The organism is uncultured Hyphomicrobium sp., assembly GCF_902826555.1.
In the GTDB taxonomy this organism is placed as follows: Bacteria; Pseudomonadota; Alphaproteobacteria; order Rhizobiales; family Hyphomicrobiaceae; genus Hyphomicrobium_C.
Map to the genome: position 1 here is coordinate 19,952 of NZ_CADEFI010000022.1, position 21,395 is coordinate 41,346.

General features: G+C 63.6%; 21 protein-coding genes. 12 read left to right on the forward strand and 9 right to left on the reverse strand.

Features of this window, described 5'->3' with window-relative positions:
• Positions 1-113: 113 nt before the first annotated feature.
• From QZV93_RS10785 to QZV93_RS10795, 3 genes are all read left to right on the forward strand, one after another.
• Complete coding sequence (locus QZV93_RS10785; protein WP_295558339.1) at positions 114-2,000, forward strand: TonB-dependent receptor; 1,887 nt, start codon at positions 114-116, stop codon at positions 1,998-2,000.
• Positions 2,001-2,384: 384 nt separating this feature from the next.
• Positions 2,385-3,176, forward strand: coding sequence for an energy transducer TonB (locus tag QZV93_RS10790; RefSeq protein ID WP_295558341.1), 792 nt, complete (start codon positions 2,385-2,387; stop codon positions 3,174-3,176).
• A 29-nt stretch (positions 3,177-3,205) separates the two neighbouring features.
• Positions 3,206-3,775, forward strand: coding sequence for a hypothetical protein (locus tag QZV93_RS10795; RefSeq protein WP_295558343.1), 570 nt, complete (start codon positions 3,206-3,208; stop codon positions 3,773-3,775).
• Positions 3,776-3,827: 52 nt separating this feature from the next.
• Here QZV93_RS10795 and QZV93_RS10800 read toward each other — a convergent pair whose 3' ends face one another.
• From QZV93_RS10800 to QZV93_RS10820, 5 genes are all read right to left on the reverse strand, one after another.
• Positions 3,828-5,489 (reverse strand): pilus assembly protein TadG-related protein, encoded by a 1,662-nt coding sequence (locus QZV93_RS10800; RefSeq protein WP_295558345.1) that lies wholly within the window; start codon positions 5,487-5,489, stop codon positions 3,828-3,830.
• 11 nt (positions 5,490-5,500) lie between these two features.
• Positions 5,501-5,938 (reverse strand): TadE/TadG family type IV pilus assembly protein, encoded by a 438-nt coding sequence (locus tag QZV93_RS10805; RefSeq protein WP_295558346.1) that lies wholly within the window; start codon positions 5,936-5,938, stop codon positions 5,501-5,503.
• Positions 5,939-6,190: 252 nt separating this feature from the next.
• Positions 6,191-6,913, reverse strand: coding sequence for a GntR family transcriptional regulator (locus QZV93_RS10810; protein WP_295558347.1), 723 nt, complete (start codon positions 6,911-6,913; stop codon positions 6,191-6,193).
• A gap of 316 nt (positions 6,914-7,229) precedes the next feature.
• On the reverse strand, positions 7,230-9,413 hold the full coding sequence (locus QZV93_RS10815) for a DUF1217 domain-containing protein (RefSeq protein ID WP_295558349.1): 2,184 nt from the start codon (positions 9,411-9,413) through the stop codon (positions 7,230-7,232).
• A 289-nt stretch (positions 9,414-9,702) separates the two neighbouring features.
• Positions 9,703-10,194, reverse strand: coding sequence for a MarR family transcriptional regulator (locus QZV93_RS10820; RefSeq protein WP_295558350.1), 492 nt, complete (start codon positions 10,192-10,194; stop codon positions 9,703-9,705).
• Between the two features lie 188 nt (positions 10,195-10,382).
• Here QZV93_RS10820 and QZV93_RS10825 point away from each other — a divergent pair, with 188 nt between their 5' ends.
• From QZV93_RS10825 to QZV93_RS10840, 4 genes are all read left to right on the forward strand, one after another.
• Entirely contained in the window at positions 10,383-11,411 is a 1,029-nt protein-coding gene (locus tag QZV93_RS10825) for a helix-turn-helix domain-containing protein (RefSeq protein WP_295558351.1), read from the forward strand.
• Positions 11,412-11,505: 94 nt separating this feature from the next.
• Positions 11,506-12,111, forward strand: coding sequence for a recombination mediator RecR (gene recR / locus QZV93_RS10830; protein ID WP_295558352.1), 606 nt, complete (start codon positions 11,506-11,508; stop codon positions 12,109-12,111).
• A gap of 33 nt (positions 12,112-12,144) precedes the next feature.
• Complete coding sequence (locus QZV93_RS10835; protein ID WP_295558354.1) at positions 12,145-13,530, forward strand: MATE family efflux transporter; 1,386 nt, start codon at positions 12,145-12,147, stop codon at positions 13,528-13,530.
• 103 nt (positions 13,531-13,633) lie between these two features.
• Complete coding sequence (locus QZV93_RS10840; protein WP_295558356.1) at positions 13,634-14,737, forward strand: glycosyltransferase family 4 protein; 1,104 nt, start codon at positions 13,634-13,636, stop codon at positions 14,735-14,737.
• Between the two features lie 16 nt (positions 14,738-14,753).
• On the opposite strand, the gene QZV93_RS10845 is transcribed toward QZV93_RS10840, so the two are convergent.
• On the reverse strand, positions 14,754-15,221 hold the full coding sequence (locus QZV93_RS10845; protein WP_295558358.1) for a RimK/LysX family protein: 468 nt from the start codon (positions 15,219-15,221) through the stop codon (positions 14,754-14,756).
• 166 nt (positions 15,222-15,387) lie between these two features.
• Here QZV93_RS10845 and def point away from each other — a divergent pair, with 166 nt between their 5' ends.
• The 4 genes from def to truA all read left to right on the forward strand — a co-directional run bounded on the left by def (position 15,388) and on the right by truA (position 18,052).
• Positions 15,388-15,906, forward strand: a complete 519-nt coding sequence (def, locus tag QZV93_RS10850; RefSeq protein WP_295558360.1) for a peptide deformylase — start codon at positions 15,388-15,390, stop codon at positions 15,904-15,906.
• Positions 15,907-15,958: 52 nt separating this feature from the next.
• A complete protein-coding gene (gene fmt / locus QZV93_RS10855) occupies positions 15,959-16,909 on the forward strand; it encodes a methionyl-tRNA formyltransferase (protein ID WP_295558361.1) in 951 nt (316 codons plus the stop codon).
• 74 nt (positions 16,910-16,983) lie between these two features.
• Positions 16,984-17,235, forward strand: a complete 252-nt coding sequence (locus QZV93_RS10860; protein ID WP_295558362.1) for a hypothetical protein — start codon at positions 16,984-16,986, stop codon at positions 17,233-17,235.
• 76 nt (positions 17,236-17,311) lie between these two features.
• A complete protein-coding gene (gene truA / locus QZV93_RS10865; protein ID WP_295558364.1) occupies positions 17,312-18,052 on the forward strand; it encodes a tRNA pseudouridine(38-40) synthase TruA in 741 nt (246 codons plus the stop codon).
• Here truA and QZV93_RS10870 read toward each other — a convergent pair.
• The 3 genes from QZV93_RS10870 to folE form a co-directional block, all read right to left on the reverse strand.
• On the reverse strand, positions 18,049-18,465 hold the full coding sequence (locus QZV93_RS10870) for a universal stress protein (protein ID WP_295558366.1): 417 nt from the start codon (positions 18,463-18,465) through the stop codon (positions 18,049-18,051). The genes truA and QZV93_RS10870 overlap by 4 nt on opposite strands.
• 109 nt (positions 18,466-18,574) lie before the next feature.
• A complete protein-coding gene (locus tag QZV93_RS10875; protein ID WP_295558368.1) occupies positions 18,575-19,393 on the reverse strand; it encodes an SDR family oxidoreductase in 819 nt (272 codons plus the stop codon).
• Positions 19,394-19,463: 70 nt separating this feature from the next.
• A complete protein-coding gene (gene folE / locus QZV93_RS10880; RefSeq protein ID WP_295558370.1) occupies positions 19,464-20,078 on the reverse strand; it encodes a GTP cyclohydrolase I FolE in 615 nt (204 codons plus the stop codon).
• A 298-nt stretch (positions 20,079-20,376) separates the two neighbouring features.
• Between folE and QZV93_RS10885 the strand changes: the two genes are divergently transcribed.
• Positions 20,377-21,375 carry an alpha/beta hydrolase gene (locus tag QZV93_RS10885; protein WP_295558372.1) on the forward strand — a complete coding sequence of 333 codons (999 nt, stop codon included), beginning with the start codon at positions 20,377-20,379 and terminating at the stop codon, positions 21,373-21,375.
• Positions 21,376-21,395 lie beyond the last annotated feature (20 nt).

The window sequence follows — 21,395 nt, forward strand, 5'->3', positions numbered from 1 at the left end:
CCCGTATCGGCCGCACCTGCCAGGGCTTCCGTCCATCAATCGTGACGGGGGGACCTTTGTCATATCGTATCGAGTTGAATAGCAGACGTCGTATACGCGCCTACGCGAAAGCCTTGCTGCTCTCGACAGGCGCCGTCATTGCCTCGACCGCCGCCTTCGCACAGAGCACGGGCACGACGGTTCTCGAAGGCATCACCGTCTACTCCGCCAACCGCACACCGACCGAAGCCTCGAAGGTCGGCTCCTCAGTCGAAGTTTTGACCGAGAAGGATCTCGAGAAACAGTCGCGCATCTACCTCAAGGACTACCTCGAGCAGCTCCCGGGCGTGAACTTCAGCCAGAACGGCCCGCCGGGCTCGACGACGCGCATGAACATTCGCGGGGCGGGCGCCGAGTACGTCAAGGTGCTGGTCGACGGCATCGACATCAGCGATCCCTCGAGCACCAAGACCTCGGCCCACTTCGAGCACCTGCTCGTCGGCGATGTGTCCCGCATCGAGGTTCTGAAGGGTTCGCAGAGCACGCTCTACGGCGGCGATGCCGTCGGCGGCGTCATCAGCATCGAGACCAAGGCTGCGACGAAGCCCGGGTTCTCGATAAGCGGCGGTGCGGAAGGCGGCGAATACAACACCTTTAGCGGAGCCGCCACGGCAGGCTATCTGGCGACGAACGGCAGCAACGTCTCACTCACCGTGCAAGGGGTCGACACCGATGGATTTTCGTCGGCATCTTCCGGGATTGAAGACGACGGCTACAAGAATCTCACGATTTCCGGGCGGGGCGAATATTATCTGTCGCCAGCCGTGAAGGTATTCTTCGCCGCGCGCACGCTCGACGCCGATGGTGATTTCGATGGCTTCGATCCGGTGTCCTTCCTACCGGCGGATGATACTTTGACCACGGAGACCGTACAGCACGCAGGTCGCGTCGGGACCGAGATCTCTCTTTTCGGCGGCGCGTTTCTGAACACGTTTGCTATCCAGGGCACGAAGATCGAGCGCGACAACTTCGACACCGGGCAGCGTACGGTCTGGTTCGACGGCGACCGCGTCAAAGGCGAGTACAAAGGCGTCTTGCACTTCAATGACCGCCTTTCGCTTCTCGCCGGCGCCGACTGGGAGGAGACCGGTATGGAGAATGTGCTGGTCGACCGGGCCACTGCAGACGTCGGCGGTGCCTACGCCCAGCTCATGGCGGAGCCTATCGACGGCCTCGTTCTGACGGGCGGCGCCCGCAGGGACGATCACAGCACCTTCGGCGAATTCGATACCTATCGCCTGTCCGCCGCCTATCTGGTACCGGGCACGGAGACGAAGTTGCGGGCCAGTCGCGGCACAGGCTTCCGAACACCGAGCCTTGACGAGCTTTTTGGCGTCTATGACTTCGGCTTCGGGCTGATCGACTACGGCAACGAAAACCTCAAGCCCGAGGAAAGCACGAGCTGGGACGCCGGAATTGAGCAGGGGTTCTTCAACGGACGTCTTAAGCTCGGAGCCACCTATTTCGAAGTCGACACCGAAAACCTGATCGTCTTCGACTTCGGCTGCGGGTTTGGCGCACCGGTTTGCAACTTCAACCAGGAAGGCGTCACCGAGCGCAACGGCGTTGAGCTGAGCGCCGCGGCCATCGTCACCGAGGGCTTCACGGTGACGGCCGGATACACCTACACCGATACCGAAACGGCGGACGGTGACCGGTTGACTTACGTGCCTCGCCACAACTTCGTCGTCGGCTTCGACCTGCAGCCGATCGACAAGGTCGACCTCAACGTGACGGTAAAGTACGTCGCCGACTCGATCCACAGCAACGGACCGCCCGCCGTCGAGCTCGACAACTATGTGCTCGTCAACGCCAAGGCGTCCTACGAGTTCCAGCCCGGCTGGAAGGCCTATGTGAGGGGCGAAAACCTCCTCGACGAACAGTACGAGACGATTCTGAACTATGGCACCGCCGGCCTCTCCGTCTATGGCGGCGTCACCATGGCACTACCGAGTGACTGACCATGATCGCTTCGGACACAATCAGTCCGAAGCGTGAATAATCGGTCTTCTAAATGAGACCATGATCGCTTCGGGCCTAGTCGCTCCGATCGTCGCGTCGCCTATCAGGCGCGACGTAAATCGGCAGCGCCGCGAAAGTCCGAAGCGTGACATCGGGGCGAGGGGGCTCGATCGCGCAACCATGCTGCATCATGGACGCGACCGGGCTTCCTTGTTCTTACACCTGGGAAGGAGAGCTTCGAGATTTCGGACCAACCCGGAACAGACGCGGTCATCCAGGAGCAGACGCCTTCGACCCAAGTCGCGGAAGGCGCCAATCGCCAGCGTTCGCGCATTTTCGCGACCACTGCCAGCGCGGCATTCTCTCTACTGCTCCACGGCAGCGTGTTTGCCGCCGCCCTCTACTGGATCGATCACAAGCCCGGCGCCATCACGTCTCCGACCGAGGCCATCAGCATCGAACTTCTCGAAACGGAGGTGCTCGAGGCCATTACCACTCCGCCAACTTTGGAAGCCGCTGCGTCGCCCACAACTGTGCAGTCCGATCCCGGCGCCGCAACAGAAAGTGCAGCCTCCTCAAAGGCGCAGCCGGTCGAAGAGCTTCGGGAGATCAGCACCAAGGAGCCCGCCATCGCCGAGATCGAGGCCGAAAGCCCACGCGGCATGGAGGCCGTGCAAGGCACTCTCGAAACAACGGAGCAGGCTGGCCGCGAACACCTAAACGACAAACCCCTGGAAAAGGCCGACACGCCGCCGCGCGAAATCAAGGAGCGCAAGAAGCCGGTCAAGACCGCCAAGCTCACCGAGCCGTCCGACACGCCCGATAAAACCAGCGAAGCGAAAAAGAAGGGCGCCGCCCAATCGCGCGCCGCGAAAGGCTCGGCCAGCGCCAAAGGACGCGTGTCAGCCAGCTCTGGTTCTGCGATCAACTATGCCGCCCTCGTGCGCGCCCGCGTTGCCGCGCGAAAACCGGCCGGTGGCGGCAAGCGCGGCACCGTCGTCGTCGCTTTCGGAGTGACGCGCTCCGGCGGACTGGCCTTCGCCAGCATCGCCCGCTCCTCGGGCGATCCGGGCCTCGACGGTAAGGTGCTTTCCGCCGTGCGCGGCGTCGGATCCTTTCCTGCCCCGCCGCCGGGCGCAGGCCTGCGCTTCGCCATCCCATTCTATTTCAAGTAGGCACGCATACGCCACCGACAGGAGAAACGATGACCACCGATACAGCTAGCAGAAGCACCACTGGACGATCCGCGCTCGCCACCTCCAGCCTCTGGATCGCAGGCGTCGCGGCACTCTGCGTCGGCGGCAGCTACGTCTATGCGTGCGCCGCGCCCTTCGCCGCTATCGCGGCCATCGGCGCCACCAGGATGGACCGCAATACCGGCCTTATGCTTGTCATCGTCGCATGGCTGGTCAATCAGGCCATTGGGTTCGCCGTCCTGGACTATCCCCAAACCGCCACGACATTCGCCTGGGGCATCGCTATCGGCATCGCGGCCATCGTCGGATATGCTGCCGCGCGGACCATCGCGACGGCCGGACAGCCTCCGGTCCTGACGCTCGCCCTCACCTTCGTTGCCGCCTTCGTGATCTACGAGACGGCTCTCTACGGCGCGAGCTTTGCTCTTGGCGGCTCGGACTACGCCTTCACCATCGAGATCGTCGGGTACATCCTGAAGATCAATGCGGCCGCATTCGCAGTCCTGTTGATCCTGCATCGTGCCGCAATCGCGCTGCCGTGGCTCCGACCAGCCGCTCCGGCCCCCACCGCCGCCTGAACGAAAAATCCGGAAGGCCGGGGGACCACACGTTCCTCGGCCGGCTCCGGGCTCACCCGGCGAGAACAGCGCTGCCGCAACGGATGCCGTGTGTCTGGACGTCGACCTCACCGAGACTGACGCCCAACGTCTCGAGCAACGTCGCGAGCACCGGATCGAGCGCAGCCGCCACCGGCGTAAGCAGAGCGATGAGCAGCCCCTTGACCGCCGACACGCCGAGGCCGAACCCGACGACATTCACCTGCAGATCGACAGACTGCAGCAGGCTGGCGACGAGGGACGATAGAAAATCGTGTGTCTTCGCGGTTTTGATCACGTGCCCATCCACGTCGCTTTGCGTGAAGGAAAGATCCGTCGCCGACACATTGGCCATTTCGGCGTAAGCGCTGGCGGACACGGTGACCAGGGGCGCCTGCACCATCGCCGCCCGCGACACCGGAACGCTGCTTCCGAACGATGAAAGTCCGCCCGATGCCACGTCGCCGATCCAGGCCCTGACCACCGCTGGCCGCGCCTCGATTACGGCCTTCGCGCTTCCCGGTTGCGCAACGTTGCAGGTGAGGCTCTTGAGGCGCGCCTCCGCGCTCGCAATGTCGATATAGATTGGCAGCCGGATACGAATACCGGCCAGAAGCCCGGTGCCGCCGACCTCCGCGACGAGCCGCAGCCGCGTCTGCGCGGTCCTGACCGTTGCTCCGGGCTGTCCGACCGCCACCCAGCCGGAGTTCTGCGCCGCTTCTCCGATGGCAAGATCGAGCTTCAGGCTGAGCAGCCCCGGAACGCCCGCGCCCAGGTTGACGGCAACTTGGTTCTGCCCGTTGGCGAGCTGCGCCGCCGCCGAAAGCAGCGACATGAGGTTGACGTCAGCCGCAAGCCCGGCGTGAGCCTGTCCAATCTCGGCCTGGGCAAAAGGCCCAAGATCGACAAGCGCCCGCAGCGGCACCGTTGCCGTGGCGACCGTCTGCCCAAGCAGCGTTGTCACCACCTGCGCGGCCGCCGCCTCGCCCGCGTCGTTCGCACTCCTCACGGCGGCGTTCAGCACGTTGCCGACAGTCACCTCGCTATCCAGCACATTGCTATACGTGCCGGCGGTGACGCCGATATCCGTCGCCAGTGCCGAAAGGAAGCCATCCAGCGACACGTTCGCATTGACGAGGGCATTGTAGTCCATGGCGGAGAGCGAGACGTTGCCGCCGAGCAAGGCGCTGATCAACGCATTCAGGATCCCGCCATTGATGGAGGCCAGTCTGCTGCCGATCGAGAACACGGCCTGCGCATCCGTGGTGCCGATCGCAGCCACCGAGATCTCGGGCTCGGACATGAACGATTTGGCAAAGTAAAGCTGACCTCCCATCGCCACATCGAGCCGCACGGCGTTGTACGGCTGCAGGCCGGCCTGAAACCGCGCGCCGGGCTGAACCTCGGGATCGAATGAGTAGCGCCCCTTGACGACGGCCAGCGAATGAATGTCATCGAAACCGTTGGCATTGAGCGTCGCGCGGGCGGCAGCCTCGGCGTGATCGAGATCGCTGGCAGCCGCCACAGCGGCCAGGTCTGCCGCTCCCTGCACCGTCCGTCGCTCGAGATAGAGCGATCCCATGTCGATGGCGAGCGCGCAAAGGGTGATGCAAACCGTGAAGAACATCGCCATCACGACCGCGATGGAACCTTCGCAGTTTGAAATCACGCGCGACAACAGCGATCCGCGGAACATCGATAGTCCTCCTAGTAGCCGCCCCGCTTGATGATCGCTACACGCTCGATGGTCTTCTGCGGCAGAGGCACCAATCCCGACAGCGCCCAGATCGGCAGATCCTCGGAATTGAAAAAGACTCTGACTTCGAACTGCGAGGCATCTCCCGCCAGCGCATGGGCCGTGACGCTCAAGCGGTCACTGCGCAAAAGCGGATACCTGCCCCCGCTGACCGCGACATGCGCTTGTGCGATGGACGCGCGCTCGGCATTGCTGAGGCCGCTGACGGACGCACGCGCCGCGTCGGCCGCGAGCTGCTGCACGGAATGAGCCGCCCCGAAATAGACACCGTAGGCCAGCAAGCCGCAGAAGAAGACCAGCGCCACGGGGAAGACGAAAGCAAACTCCACCGCAACGGCGCCGCTATTCGCTTGCGCCACGCGCGCGATGACCCTGCCTGGAGACATCATGACTGAGCCCTCTCGATAAATGACGGCTCAGCCTAGATGCAGCATGATGAAGGCGGTGTAAGAGATGCGGCGCGAGCACAAATCGATTTTACGACACGATTATTATGCCGCTAAAAAGAAATAGGCTGTCCTTCTTTTGAGTACGGACAGCCCTGCATATGACATCCCATAGAGGATGGAGCGAGCAAGATCGAAATCTTTCGTGCGCCGCGCCTCTGATTCGAAATCCCGCCTTCTCCGTTCCAGGAACCGCTAATTGAAACGCACCAGATAGCGCTCATTACGCATGAAGCAGTGCGCGACGCGCCACTCGAGCGCATCCTCGTGATCCGAGAAGATGACTCGGTCGAGCCGCAGCAGCGGCGTCCCTTCCTCGACACCGAGATCGCTCGCCACTTGTGCGTTTGCCAATGCGATGTCGACTCGCTCGTCGGCACGACCCACGAGAATGGAATTGAGCTGAGCCAGCGCAGAGAGCCGGTACCCCCCAAAATCCTCCGGCAGGCGATTGAAGAGCTTCGCCGGCAGCAGGCAGACTTCCGTCATGAAAGTCTCGTCCTGATGCTCGCGCAAACGCTCGATCCTGATCAGTTCGTCACCCCGGCGCACACCCAGTCTCGCCGCTTCCTCGACCGATGCCTGCACGCGCGCGATCGAGCGGCCCCGTTTGTAGCCGGAGATGCGCTGCCCTTCGAAGTTGTGGAACATCGAAAACGGAAATGTCGTCTCCGCGGACGCATAGTCGTTGACGAACGTGCCGCGTCCCTGACGGCGCGTGACGATACGCTCGACCTCCATCAGATCGAGCGCCTTGCGAACGGTGCCGATGCTGATCCCAAGCTGCTGGGCAAGCTGCGTTTCGTTAGGAAGCGTCGCGCCGGGCTTCCAATGCCCGACGACGATTCTTTGCACGAGAACGTCGCGAACCTGAAGGTAGAGCGGCCGCGCGGCCAAGCGAGTTTCCAGATCCGGCATGTTTCCCCCCAAGTCTGGTCAAGACGTGCACAAGACAAGATCGCCGGACTGCACAACGCATGACAAAGGGCGAGCGACCCTCTCTGCTCGATGGAAAAAATTCTACGGATGAGAAAACCATTATGCAACCATAAATTGTAGAACAGCCGTGCGATCCCGTGCGTGACTGTTGAAATCGCGCGCCGCTCTAGCGGACGGCGAATAGGGGATAAAGATTGAAATATAAGGAATACAGGATGAGAAATGGGCCCGGCCCAGGCCCACGCGGCGATAATACCTTGGGTTGTGGACTGCGTCTGCCCAGCGAAGGCCGTGATCAGCTGCGGAGGTACATCGCCTGGATGTTGGAGAGCAGATCCTGACCGATCTCGGCCGTCTGCTGTCCGAGCAATAGCGAGGGAATCGACGTCGTGCTCGCCTGCGAATTGGCGAGATCGTACATCGCCGAGAAGCGCGCCAGAAACTTCTCGAGCTTCGCGGGATCCTTGAAATCCGCCACGTCGATGCGCTTCGAGATCATGTTCGCCAGCACGTCGACATCCGCCTGTGCCGCTGAATCCGGCAGTCCGAGCGTCGTCATCACGACTTCCATCAGCGCCTTGTCGGCCAGAACGGACAACGAGCTCGTGAGGTTCGGCGCCTTGCGCTGGAAGTAGAGCGCAAGCCTCACGCCCTCATTCTGGTCTCCGGCTGCCTGCTCCATTGTCTGGCGGAGGTAGAGATCCTGTGTCTCGACGAGCGTGTTCGGGTCCTGCACCGACCCGAGCTCGGCGCGCCGCACGCTACCGTCGGAGGTAAAATTGAAAGCCGCCGCAAGCTCACGGAAGCGTGCGTTCTCCGACTGGTTGACGAAGCTCTTGGGATCCGAAGGGTCGCTCGTCAGCGCGCGCCGCAGTGTCTGATTGAATAGCGGGCTGGTTTCGTTCTGGAAGCCGTATGCCTTCTTGAGGAAGGTCACGACGCGCTTATCGGCAAGAAGCTGGTCGACCGTCTCCACGGTATCGACCACGGAACTGAAGTAGTCGCCCTCGAGTTCGCCCGCCTCTTGCTGGAAGTCGTACTCGCCGACCGTTTCCATATAGCGTGCGATCGTATCTGACTTGGCCGACGCATATTGTGCCTTGAGCGCACCCTGTGCGTTGCCCTGGGCGTCGAAGTTGAAGGCCGCTGCCATCGCCTTGAAGCGTGGATCGCGCGAGCGGTTGGCAAAGCTGAACGGATCGGAAAGATCGCTCGTCAGCACCTGACGAATAGTCGTCGTCGAAACCGCGTCACGGTCGATCCCGTACGCATCCATGATGTATCGGTAGGCGCGCGTATCCTTGAGCAGCGCGTCCACATTTGAGATCAGCCCAACGAAGCTCTTGTAGTCGCTGGTCTTATCGGCTTCCGACGCGAGGTCCTTCGCCTGGTAGTTTGCGAAATAGCGCGTCGTGAGCTCCTGGTGTTGCGCCGTCGTTTGTGCCGGAACACCGGAATCGAGCGAGCCGTCGGTGTTGAAATTGAACATCGAGGCCAGCTTGGCGTACTCGGCCTTGGTGTTCGCATAGCTGTCGGGATCGGAAAGATCGCTCGTCAGCATGTCGCGCACCATTTGGGGCGAAACCAGAATGGGATCGATGCCGGCCGCCACCACGGCGTATTCGCGCATGATGGGATTGTTGACGAGATCGTCGACCGAAGTCACGCCTGCGATCAGGCTATCGAAGGTATTCGCCTTGAAGGCAGCCGCCGCTGGCGAGGCACCGGCATTGTTGACGTCGTAGTTGAGAAAGATCGTGAGCGAAAGCTGAGTTGCTGTCTGCGCCTGCCCACCCGACGCGACGCTGCCGTCCGACTGGAAGGAGAACGCGGCTGCGAGCTTCTGATATTTCGCGAGCTCCGCCGGAGCGGCGTTCGCAACAACGGAGAGATCGCCCGAGATGACCGACTTGATCGCCGACTCCGACGCGATGTCCGCGTTGATCCCGAACGATGTCAGCGCAAATTTGAAGAGCCTGTCGTCGGCCACGAACTGATCGGCCGACGAGATCGTCGCCATGCGCGCCTGGTAGTATTCCACCTCCGCCGCGACAGCCGCGCCCTTGCGCAGGCGCTGCTCAGAGTAGAGCCCGACGGTTTCCGCCAGATCGGACTTGTCTTGGATGATCGCCGTGCCGGCGCTGACCGATCCGTCCTTGTTGAAATTGAAAGCCCGGGCGAACTCGAGATAGCGCCTGTCGACCAGCTTGCGCACGAAGCTGTCGGAATCCGTGACGTCGCTCTCCAGCACCTTGCGCATGAAGGCCTTGGCGTACGTCATGTCCTCGAGCCCATACGCCTTCATGGCGTAGGCGTAGAGCCGCTGATCCTTGAGAAAATCGTCGACCGAAGTGACTTTGCTGATGTTCTCGCGATAATACGTCTGCTCGCGCGCGACCTGCGCATTGGACAGCGTCCGCTGCACGGATTTGGCATAATCCGCCGTATACATCCTGTAGGATAGAAACGTGGAAATCATCGCCGGCTTCCGATCGCGATCAGCCCCGAATCCCACCCGCGATTGTCACGGCAAGAAACGCCGCGAATCTCGCAAAAGGCTGCCTTGATTTTGCCGGCAGGAGCTTATCCGAGCCTGCCCGCAGCATCCGGCCGCCATCCGGGCGGAACGAAGGACGCGCCGACGCGAACGGCGCCGCCGTGCATGGTTGTACACGGACGTGTTGCAGGAGATCTTAGACGGCGACGAGTAACGGGAGAATTAACGGAGAGCGCCGGGCCAGCCGACGCTCCCCTTATGGAATTGCCGGCTATTTGCGGGCATCCGTCTCGGCGAAGTGACCGTTGCTGATAGCACCCGAGGATTGAGCGGCTCCGACGATCGTGCCGAGATTGGCGAGGAACTCGTCCACCCGCTTGCCGTTGAGAGACGACAGCAGCTTCTCCTCGATGCGACGCACGATCGGCGTCACGGCCTTGAAAAGCCTCGTCCCTTCGTCCGTAATCTTGACGTCGTAGGCGCGTGCATCGTCCTTGTCGCGCTTGCGCTGAATGATGCCCTTTTTCAGCATCCGCCGCACGATGTCGGCCATCGTGGAGCGATCGATACCGGTCGCATCGACGAGCTTGCTCTGGCTCATGCCGTCCGAGTTCGCGAGCGCAAACAACACGGCATATTGGCGCGCCGTAAGGTCGTAGCTTGCCATCTCGGCCTGATAGATCTCGGTCACGACTTGGACCGCCCGATGGAAAAGATGCAGGGGCGACTGCCCGAGATCCAGTTCAGTCGAAGTTCGCGTCATAGCTGCCCTGCCGTCCTTTTGCTCGCCGGGGTAGTATTTGTGTGAATATCCCATACCTTCGGAGACGAAATCGTCCGTCGACTCCTCAGTGGAGAAATTGTATTGAAATGCAAAGGGGAACGCGGCGCTCGCACCACACGGCTTTATCTGTCGACTGACAGGGTAATCGCGCGGAAACTGACCATCGCATGATCTACACCACCGACGACGTCCACCCTCGAGAGCGGCTGAGCTACTGGCTCGAGGTCGCGACTCGCGGCTACGTGGAGCACGAGTTCCGGGCAGAGGACGCGAACACGTTCACGGGCAGCGTCGAGATTTCGACTCTTCCCGGGGTTGGGCTTGCAACTTTCGACGCAAGCCCCGCCCATGTTCGCCGCTCCGAACGCAGCGCTGCGCGCTCCGACAACGGCGACGTTCTGATCGCCCTTCAGCTCTCGGGCGAAACCGACATCTCTCAGGACGGCCAGGATGCCACCCTGCAGGGCCGCGGCTTGTTCCTCTTGGATTCGTTGCGCCCCTTCGATATCAATCTGCGGGCTGCAACCTCGAGCATTGTCATCCGATTACCGCGCGCCGTGCTGGAAGCCCGCGTCGGCAACATAGCCGGTCTTTCCGCCCGGCCGATCACCGCCACGAGGGGCATCGGAGCCCTGGCAATGGGATTTATCGAGCTCCTTCCGGGTCAGGCAGAAGCCGTCGGCGACATTGCCGGCCTCAAAGTGGCCGATCAGTTGCTGGATCTGGTGGCACTGGCCATCACAACGGAAAATAGACGAGGCGCCTCGCTGTCCTCCCCGCGCACCGTGGCCCTGATGCGCCTCAAGGCCACGATCGAGCGCCTCATGATCGAGCCTGGTTTGAAACCGGAGCAGGTGGCAGCCGAGGCAGGCATCTCCGTGCGATATGCCAACGCCCTGCTGGCCGAAGAGCACTCGTCGATTGAGCGCTATGTCGCCGAACGGCGGCTCGAGCGTTGCCGCAAGGCTTTGGAGGACATCGGACAGTCCCAGCGCAGCATCGGTGAGATCGCTTATAAATGGGGTTTTTCCGACCTGTCCCACTTCGGACGCCGGTTCAAGGAGCGCTACGGCCTGACGCCAACCGAATACCGCAGACAGGCCATGCAGATCGCCTCCGCACCCGCGCTCCCACAATCCCAAGACCCGGTCGCGAGCCTTTTCCACAAGCGCCTTCCGGTCCGCGCGCCCAATTGACGACACGTCAGCGCGCGATCGGGCGCGCAAAGTGACAACACCCGGCAAGCGTGCTTAGGTCGACCCGCATGCGAGGCGACCACAAGAATCAGGAATGTCGAAAAGAATAGCCGGCCCCGAGATCGAGCGGATCGTTCAGCTTTTGGCGCGCCTTCCCGGTCTTGGCCCTCGCTCCGCGCGCAAGGCGGCGCTGGCGCTCTTGAAGCGACGCGAGGACCTTCTCACACCCTTGGCGGAGGCACTGGGCGTCGCCGTCCGCACCATCGTCGAATGCCCGACCTGCGGCAGCCTCGATACGGTCTCTCCCTGCACGATCTGCCGGGATGACCGGCGCGATCGGTCGACGATCGTCGTCGTGGAGGAGATGGGTGACCTCTGGGCTCTCGAACGCGCTGCCGTCATCAACGCCCCATATCACGTGCTCGGCGGACACCTCTCGCCGCTCGACGGCATTGGGCCGGATCGGCTGAACATCGCCAATCTGGTCGCACGTGCCGCCGGCGGCGATGTCAAGGAAGTGATCCTGGCACTCAACGCCACCGTTGAAGGCCAGTCGACCGCTCACTACCTGACCGAGCAACTGGCCCCCACGGGCGTCGTCGTTTCACGCCTCGCGCAGGGCGTACCGATCGGCGGTGAGCTCGATTATCTGGACGAAGGCACGCTGGCCGCCGCGATCAAGGCCCGCAAGAGAATCTAGCTGCGGACCGTCCGCTTCCAACGAGGACTTGCGATGAACGCCCGAACGGACGCGGATGCGCCTGCCTACGCGCCGCCGAAATTCGTCACGGGCTCGCTCCTGCGCCATATCCTTGTCATGAGCGGCGCCGGCGGCATCGGCCTCGGCGCGATTTTCCTGAGCGATCTGGCCAATATCGTTTTTCTGTCGTGGCTCGGTGATCAGGCGGTGCTCGCCGCAGTCGGCTACGCAAGCTCGATCCTCTTCTTCACCATAGCCATCGGCATCGGTCTCGGCATCGCCGCCACCACCATGGTATCGCGAACGCTCGGCCAAAGGCGTCGCCTGCGTGCGGCCCGCTACTCCGTCAACGCGCATATCGCCAGCCTCGTGGCCGGCATCCTCGTGGCGATCGCCATGTTCCTTGCCATCCCGTGGCTTTTGAGTGTGCTTGGCGCAACCGGCCGCACCCATGAGCTTGCAGCGCGTTATCTCTCGATACTGACCCTCGGCCTGCCGGCGCTCTCGCTCGCCATGACCTCTGCGTCTGTTCTTCGTGCGGCAGGCGACGCGCGCCGCGCCATGAACGTCACGCTCTACGGGGCTGCCGTCAACACGGCTCTCGACCCGGTTTTTATCTTCGCTCTCGGCCTCGGCATCGATGGCGCGGCGTGGGCGACGGTCGCGGCCCGCCTGGCATTCATGGTCGTTGGTCTATACGGCGTGGTCCGCGTGCACGGCCTCGTCGCCCGTCCGCGACTGCCCACATTCCTGGCCGATATCCCGGTCTTCGCCGGCATCGCCGTGCCGGCCATCCTCACGAATATCGCCGCACCCGTCTCGAACGCCTACGTGACCGCGACCATCGCCACACACGGTGACAATGCCGTGGCAGGATGGGCCATCATCGGCCGTATCATGCCCGTTGCGTTCGGCGCCATCTACGCACTCTCCTCGTCCATCGGACCGATCGTCGGTCAGAACTACGGCGCACGCGAGGGCGCGCGCATGCGCGAAGCCTTCAAGCTCGCACTCGCGGTCAATGTGGGTTTCACGATTGCCGCCTGGGCGCTGCTCGCGCTACTCGCGCCGAGCCTCATACGCGCGTTCGGCGCCACCGGCGAGGCAGCCCATCTCATCACGCTCTTCAACGTTTGGCTCGCGCCGCTGTTCGCATTCATGGGCGCCCTGTTCGTGGTCAACGCCGTTTTCAATACGCTGGGTTATGCCCACTACGCGACGGTTCTCAATTGGACGCGTGCGACGGTCGGCACCATTCCCCTGGTGCATCTCGGGAGCTCCCTCGCCGGCGCGTCAGGCGTACTCACAGCTCACATGGCCGGAGGAATTCTGTTCGGGATCGTGGCCGTCTGGCTCTGTTTGCGGCTTTTCGACCGCCTCCTCGACGGGGATGGAAGCGGCCCCAACGGCTTGCGCTGAAGTTGTGTATGCGCGGGGGTGCTCGCGTCCGGTTTCCTTGTTGGAACCCGCACCGCTAAGATAAAATCGCGAGCATTGGATTCGGCATGATCGGCCTCACACAGTGACCCAGCCAGTTTCGGAACGGATCGCCATTGTCGCACCGTCGGCCGAGGCCGTCGCCGTCTTGCGGCGCGATCTGATAGAATGGCTGACGAGCCGCGGCCACCGCGTGCTCTGCCTCACGCCGCCGGGGCCCGGTCGCTACACCTTGATCTTGAGAGGCATCGGCGCCCAGCATCGCATCATCGAGCCGTTGCAGCCGAATTTGCGCATCCTGGGTGATTGGCAAGAGCTCGCGAGCCTCGTCGGTCAGTTCAACGATTGGCAGCCCAACATCGTTCTCGCTTTCGGTCTGCATACACTGACGCTCGCGGCGATCGCGGCCCGCCGCGCCAAGGTCCGGCGTGTCGTAAGCCTCGTCAACGGCCTGCCGAGCGACGGCGTGGAAAGCATCGGCCGCCGCCGTTTCGCCGATGCCATCCGCGCCAGCGATGCCGTGGTGTTCCACAACCGCGACAACCGCGCGACGCTCGCGCGCCTCGGCATGCTGCGCGAGAACCTGGAGACGCTCGTTGTCCCCGGTGCCGGCATCGACCTCAAGAGCTTCCCCGCCATGCCGATGCCGCCAAGCGACGAGGGCTTGGCCTTCCTGATGCTGGCCCGGCTCGAACGCCGCCGCGGCGTACTCGAATACAAAGCTGCAGCCGAGCGCATCAAAGCGCGGTGGCCTCGAGCGGCCTTCCGCTTTGCCGGCCCCGCGAGCAGCGAGCCCGACGCCGTCAGCCCGGAGGCCCTGGCCGCGGGGGGCGCCGTCGAATATCTCGGCCACCTCGAGGACGTCCGCCCGGCTCTCGCCGCCTGTCACGTCTTCGTCTACCCCTCCTATGGAGAAGGCTTGCCCCGCGCCGCGCTCGAAGCGCTCGCGACCGGCCGCCCCGTGATCTCGACCTCGACGCCCGGCTGCGCCGATCTCGTGGACGAGAAGGTCTCCGGCTGCCTCGTCCCTGCCGCGGATGTCGAGGCCCTTGCTGTGGCCATGGAGAGCTACCTGCGCAATCCCGGTCTCCTGTCGACGGGATCGCGCGCCGCCCGCCTCAAGGCCGAGCGCCGCTTCGACGGCAGGGACGTCAACGCCGCCCTCGGCCGCGTCCTCGGTGTCGCGTAGCTCTTGTTGTCGGGAACTAAGCCGTCGCGCGATAGCGGCGCGTGCTGAGCTTGGGCAGCAGGAACGAGTGCGCGGGATCCACGAGCATGCCCGGCTTGATGGCCTGCCGCCCGAGCAGCATGCGATGCGCCAGCCCGTCCCGGTTCGTGAGCCCGAGCTCGATCGGCCAGGACCGCCCTCCGACGCGCAGCATCGTCGTGATAATGCACCGGCACTCCCGCTCGCCACTGGAGCTCGTCACGTCGCGTTCGCCGACCAGATCCGCCTCGCACCAGATCGCAAGCTCGGGCGCCTCGAGCAGCGGCCGCACGAGAAACCGCGCGCGCGGCGTCGAGCCCGACCCGATGATCTCGATCTCCTCGGCGTGGAGCGCCGACGTGCGCGCGCCCGTATCGACCTTCGCCTTGATGGCGAACAGACCGAGCTCCGGCAGCGCCACCCACTCGCGGCGGCCCAAAATTAACGGTTTGAGGTCATGCGTCATGGATCGGCTTCAGCAGAGGACTCCCCGCAAAGTTACACAATGTTACAATAGAGTTGCCAACGAATGCAGAGTGTTTCTGAGCTATTGGTAATAGTACGTAGAGACGCACCCTGGGCCGCGCCCCTAGCAGATTGACCAACAACCCCGACTTTCCTATTTCAGAGCCATGTCTACGCTTCCGATCATAACCCTCCCCGACCCCCTGCTGCGCCAGGTATCCGACCCCGTCGAGCGCATCGACGCGGAGCTGCTGAAGCTCGCCGACGACATGCTGGAAACCATGTACGACGCCCCCGGCATCGGCCTCGCAGCCATCCAGGTCGGCGTACCCAAACGCTTGATCGTGCTCGACGTTGCCGAGGACGATGATCAGCCGAACCCACTCGCGATGTTTAACCCCGAGATCCTGAAGGTCGACGGGGAGACAACGCGCGTGCACGAGGAAGGATGCCTGTCGATCCCGGATTTCCGCCTCGATATCGAGCGCCCGGCGAGCCTCGTCGTCGGCTATCTCGATCGCGAAGGCAAACCTCGCGAGCTTGCCGCCGACGGACTTCTCGCCACCGCCATCCAGCACGAGATCGATCACCTGAACGGCAAGTTGATCATCGATTTCCTGTCACGGCTGAAGCGCGACATCGTCGTGCGTAAGTTCAAGAAGGCCGCACGCGAGGCTTCCGCCTAAGGCGCGCGAGCTTCGCCCCAAACGTCTCCGCTCTTCACCCGGAAGGCAGCCCATGGCGCTCAGGATCGTATTCATGGGAACCCCGGACTTTTCCGTGCCGGCGTTGCAGGCGATCCACGACGCGGGGCATGAGGTCGTAGCTGTCTACTCCCAGCCGCCACGCCCAGCCGGCCGCGGCATGGCCGAGCGCCCCTCGCCCGTTCACGCCAGGGCGAACGCTCTCGGCATCCCTGTGCACACGCCGCGCACGCTGAGAGACGCCGCCGAGCAGACCCGATTTGCCGACCTCCACGCCGATGCCGCCGTCGTCATCGCCTATGGGCTGATCCTGCCGGTGCCGGTCCTGGCGGCACCACGCCTCGGGTGCTTCAACGTCCACGCCTCGGCACTCCCCCGCTGGCGCGGCGCCGCGCCCATTCAGCGCGCCATCATGGCGGGCGACACGGAAACCGCCGTCATGGTCATGCAAATGGAGGAAGGACTCGACACCGGCCCCGTTGGACTGACGAAGGCTGTGCCCATCGGGCTCGACACCACCGCAGGCGAGCTTCACGACACCCTGTCGGCACGCGGCGCGGACCTGATCGTTGCCGCCCTGGCCAAGCTTGAGAGCGGCAGCCTGCCCCTCGTCCCCCAGGCGCACGACGGCGCAACCTATGCCGCCAAGATCGACAAGAAGGAAGCGGAGATCGACTTCACCCGGCCTGCGGCCGATGTCCACAACCACATCCGCGGCTTGTCACCGTTTCCGGGAGCCTGGTTCGAAGCGGCTCAGCCCGGAGGGCAGCCCGAGCGCATCAAGGTGCTGCGCACGACGCTGGCCGCGGGTGCCGGCACCCCCGGCGAGATCCTTGACGACAAGCTTGCGATTGCCTGCGGCAAGGGCGCGATCCGCCTTGTCGAGGTCCAGCGCGCCGGCAAGCGTGTCATGAGCGCGGAGGAGCTTCTGCGTGGGTTTTCCCTTCCGCGCGGCACCATCGTCGGCGGAAACCAAACCGGTTAAGCATCCGGGGCGAACGTTGCCTCCCGAAAGCGGCGATCTCCTAGAATTCGGCCAAATCCGACGTGGAGACAGTCATGACCCGTATGCTTGCAGCCGGCACCGCCGCGCTTCTTCTCGCCTCCGCCGCCGCGCGCGCCGAAGAGCCGACCACCACCCGCATCCTGCCCTACAACGCCTACGGCGCAACCGTCACCATCGAGCAGGGCGTGCGCGTCTTTCGTCCGCTGCCTGCCGACGGCCACGTCATCGTCAACCCGGGCAACCGCACGCCCTTGAGCGTCAATATCTATGACGGCGATGTGCCCGTGGTCCGCGAGCGCCGCTGACGGTACCACGCACGCCGCCCTTGAGCCGCGATGCGGAGCGGGCTAGGCAGGGCCTCCGCAACCGGCATAGAGACCCATGCCCCGCTACCGACTGACCATCGAATACGACGGCACGCCCTTCGTCGGCTGGCAGGTCCAGCCCGATGGCGTATCCGTGCAGGGCGCGCTCGAAACGGCTGTCCAGAAACTCACGGGTGAAACGGCAGGCATCCGCGGCGCGGGCCGCACCGACGCCGGCGTCCACGGCCGCGGTCAGGTCGCCCACTTCGATCTCGCCAGAGAATGGCCCGCCGACAAGATCCGCGACGGCCTCAACTTCTATCTGAAGCCCCTGCCGATCGTCGTCCTCGAAAGCGCTGCCGCCCCGCCCGACTTCGACGCCCGCTTCAGCGCCACGGCCCGGCACTATCTCTACCGCATCCTCGCCCGGCGATCCCCGCCCGCGCTCGAGCGCAACCGCGTCTGGTGGATGCCCCGCACGCTTGATGTCGACGCCATGCGCGAGGCGGCATCCGTCCTCGTCGGCCGGCACGACTTCACGACCTTTCGCGCCGTGCAGTGTCAGGCCAAGTCTCCGGTACGCACGCTCGACCGCTTGGACGTAAAGATCGTCGACGGCGAGATCCACATCCACGCCTCGGCGCGCTCGTTCCTGCACAACCAGGTCCGCTCGATGGTCGGCAGCCTGAAGCTCGTCGGCGAAAGGAAATGGAGCGAGACCGACCTCCGGACCGCACTCGAAGCCCGCGACCGCACCGCGTGCGGTCCGGTCGCGCCGGCCGCCGGCCTCTACCTCATGGCCGTCGATTACAGCTAGCGAGCGACCGTCACCGGACAGTGCGCGCGCTGCACCACGTCGCGAGAAACCGACCCCAGCATCAGGCGCGAAACAGCCCCTTTGCCACCCGTCCCGACCACGATGTGCTCATAGCCGTTCTGCTCGGCGTAGCCGGTGATCGCTTGCGCCAGATCGCGGCTCTCCAGGTTCACGGCCTTGACTTTGGACACACCGCCCTTTTGGGCTTCGCCCACGGCATTCGAGAGGGCACGCTCGATCTCGTCTCTCGCCCAGATCAGCGTCGGCGCGCCGCCACGCCCGTAGCCGCCAACCAGTTGATTGACAGCGAGCAGCGTAAGCTCGGCATCCAGCGACTCCGCGAGTTTGGCGGCAACGTCGATCGCAGGCAGGCTGTGCTCCGTGTCGTCGATCGCGCAAAGGATCTTGGTCATATCCATTCACCTCTTTTGTTGTTGTGGATGGAGAGTCTGACCGCGACCAACCCGCGGGCATTGAGAAGGATCAACCTGAGGGCATCGCAACGCCGTATCTACGGCCGCCTCACCAAGCGTTGAACAGCCGCCGCACGATCCGCACCGCGAGCTGACCCGGCGCCCAGCCGCGCGACCACACGACGAGCTTTGCGTTCGGCTGATAGCGCAACCGCGGCCAGATGCTGGTTGAGGCGTGCCAGATGCTGCGCGCGACGAGATCGGGCTCGGCACCGGCATCTTCCCAGGCTTTGATATTCGGCATCACCGCCTCGGTGAACGCATCATAGTCGGTGAGCCCCGGCTTTGTAGCGACCTCGCGCGACCGCTCGAAGAAATCCGTCTTGATCATGCCGGGTTCGATGATCTTGACCTTGATGTTGTGCTGGCGCAGCTCGAGCCAGAGCCCCTCCGAGAAGCCTTCGAGCGCCCATTTCGTCGCGCTGTACATGGAGTAGAGCGGAATGGTGAGCCGACCCGCAGCCGACCCGACATTGACGATGCGCCCCTCCTTGCGCCCCCGCATGTGCGGCAGCACGGCGCGCGTCACATTCATGACCCCGAACACGTTGGTCTCGAACTGCCGGCGGATCTGCGCATCCGTCTGCGCCTCGAACGGGCCCATCAGACCGTAGCCGGCATTGTTGACCAGCACATCGATGGTCCCGTACTGGGCCAGCACGTCACGCACCGCCGCATCGACGGAGGCCTGATCGGTCACGTCCAGCTTGAAAAGCTTGATGTTGGAAGACTGGCTCGCGAGATCGCTCGTCTCTGGCGAGCGCATGGTTGCAGCAACCGTCCAGCCCTTGGAGGCGAACAGCAGCGCCGTCGCCCGGCCAATGCCGCTCGAAGCACCCGTAATCAGAACAGTCTTGCCGGCACTCAACACATGACTCCATAGACAAAGCCCGCCGGAGAAAGGAGCCCGACGGGCCGAACGAAACGCGCGATCGAGTTCAATCGATCATCGACAGGAATTCCTGCCGCGTAATGGCATTGTCGCGGAACACACCGAGCATGCGGCTCGTCACCATGTCCGTTCCCGGCTTGTGCACGCCCCGGGTCGTCATGCAGTGGTGCTCGGCCTTGATGACCACCGCAACGCCCTGCGGGCGAAGCGCGCTCTCGATCGCGTTGGCGATCTGCGACGTCATCTTCTCCTGGATCTGCAGCCGCTTCGCGTAGGATTCCACCACGCGCGCCAGCTTGGAGATGCCGACCACGCGCCCATTCGGGATGTAGCCGACCCACGCCTTGCCGACGATGGGCGCCAGATGATGCTCGCAATGGCTTTCGAAACGGATGCCGCGCAGCACGATCATCTCGTCGTAGCCTTCGGTCTCTTCGAACGTTTTCTGCAGGATCGCTTCGGGATCCTGGTGATAACCGACGAAATACTCCTCGAATGCCTTCGCCACGCGCTTCGGCGTCTCGAGCAAACCGTCGCGTTCCGGATTGTCGCCGGCCCAGCGCAACAGCGTGCGCACCGCCTCCTCCGCCTCTTCCCGCGTCGGGACGGTCGTGGCCGGAACCAGCTCGGGAGCGGAAACTTTGACGAGCTTGTTTTTCATGGGTGGGGGCGATTGCCTCATCGCGTGAACCTTTGACAACGTGCGGTGCAGATACGGGCGCGGCACCTACCCGGATCAACAATCGGGACGGCCGTGCGAAAAAGGCGCTCTGGAGGAACCCTGCCGTACGCCCCTCCCCTTAACATAGTGTCCACGGGAGGGAAGGGAAGAAAGGCGCCCCGGGACGGCGGATACCGCCAACCCGGCCCCATGATTAATGCCCATCGCGGCACCGCGCCGCATCCTTGTGCACCGCAAGATCGACGCCATATCCGCCCCAGGGACCAGGGAGATGCCGATGTACCGAGGAACGCCCGTTCTAGCCCTGGCGATGAGCCTGCTGGCAACCGACGTTCGCGCCGACGCCATGCTGTCGAATTTCCCTTACCCTTATCCGGTGAAGGAGCACAGCTTCACCTCCCAGGGCCAACCGTTGTCCATGGCGTACATGGACATTGCGCCCACGTCCCCACCCAACGGCCGGACGGTCATTCTGCTCCACGGCAAGAATTTCTGCGCCGCGACTTGGGAGAGCTCAATCGCGCCTTTGGCCGCCGCGGGATACCGCGTCGTCACCCCGGACCAGATCGGCTTCTGCAAATCCACTAAGCCCGCCACATATCAAATGAGCTTCTACCAGCTCGCAGCGAACACCCGCGACCTGTTGAAGACCATCGGGGTAGAGCGGCCGATCCTGATCGGTCATTCCATGGGCGGTATGCTGGCGATGCGTTACGCATTGAGCTTCCCGGCCGAGACATCGGCGCTCGTGCTCGTCAACCCCATCGGCCTCGAGGACTGGAGCGCCAAAGGCGTGCCGGGCATGACAATCGACCTCCTGCTCGAGGGCGAGCGCGCGACGGACGCCGCACGCATCAAGACGTACCAGCAGGCCACCTACTACGACGGCCGATGGCGGCCGGAATTCGACCGCTGGGTCGACATGCTGGCGTCCATGTATGCAGGTCCCGACCGCGAAAGCGTGGCCCTCGCACAAGCACGCGCGTCCGACATGATCTTCACCCAGCCCGTCGTGCACGAGTTGCCTCGCCTTGCCGTTCCGACCGTGCTGATGATCGGCGAGCGCGACACCACGGCGATCGGCAAGAATCGCACCCCACCGGACCTCGCGCGGACGCTCGGCAACTACCCGAAGCTCGCGCGCGAGGCCGCCGAGCGCATTCCGAATGCGCGCCTGATCACCTTTCCAAAGCTCGGCCACGCTCCCCACATCGAGTACCCGGCGGAGTTCGACAACGCCCTGTTGGAAGCGCTCGGCGCGCTCTCGCTGCCTTGAATGCGCCGTGGAGACGCAAC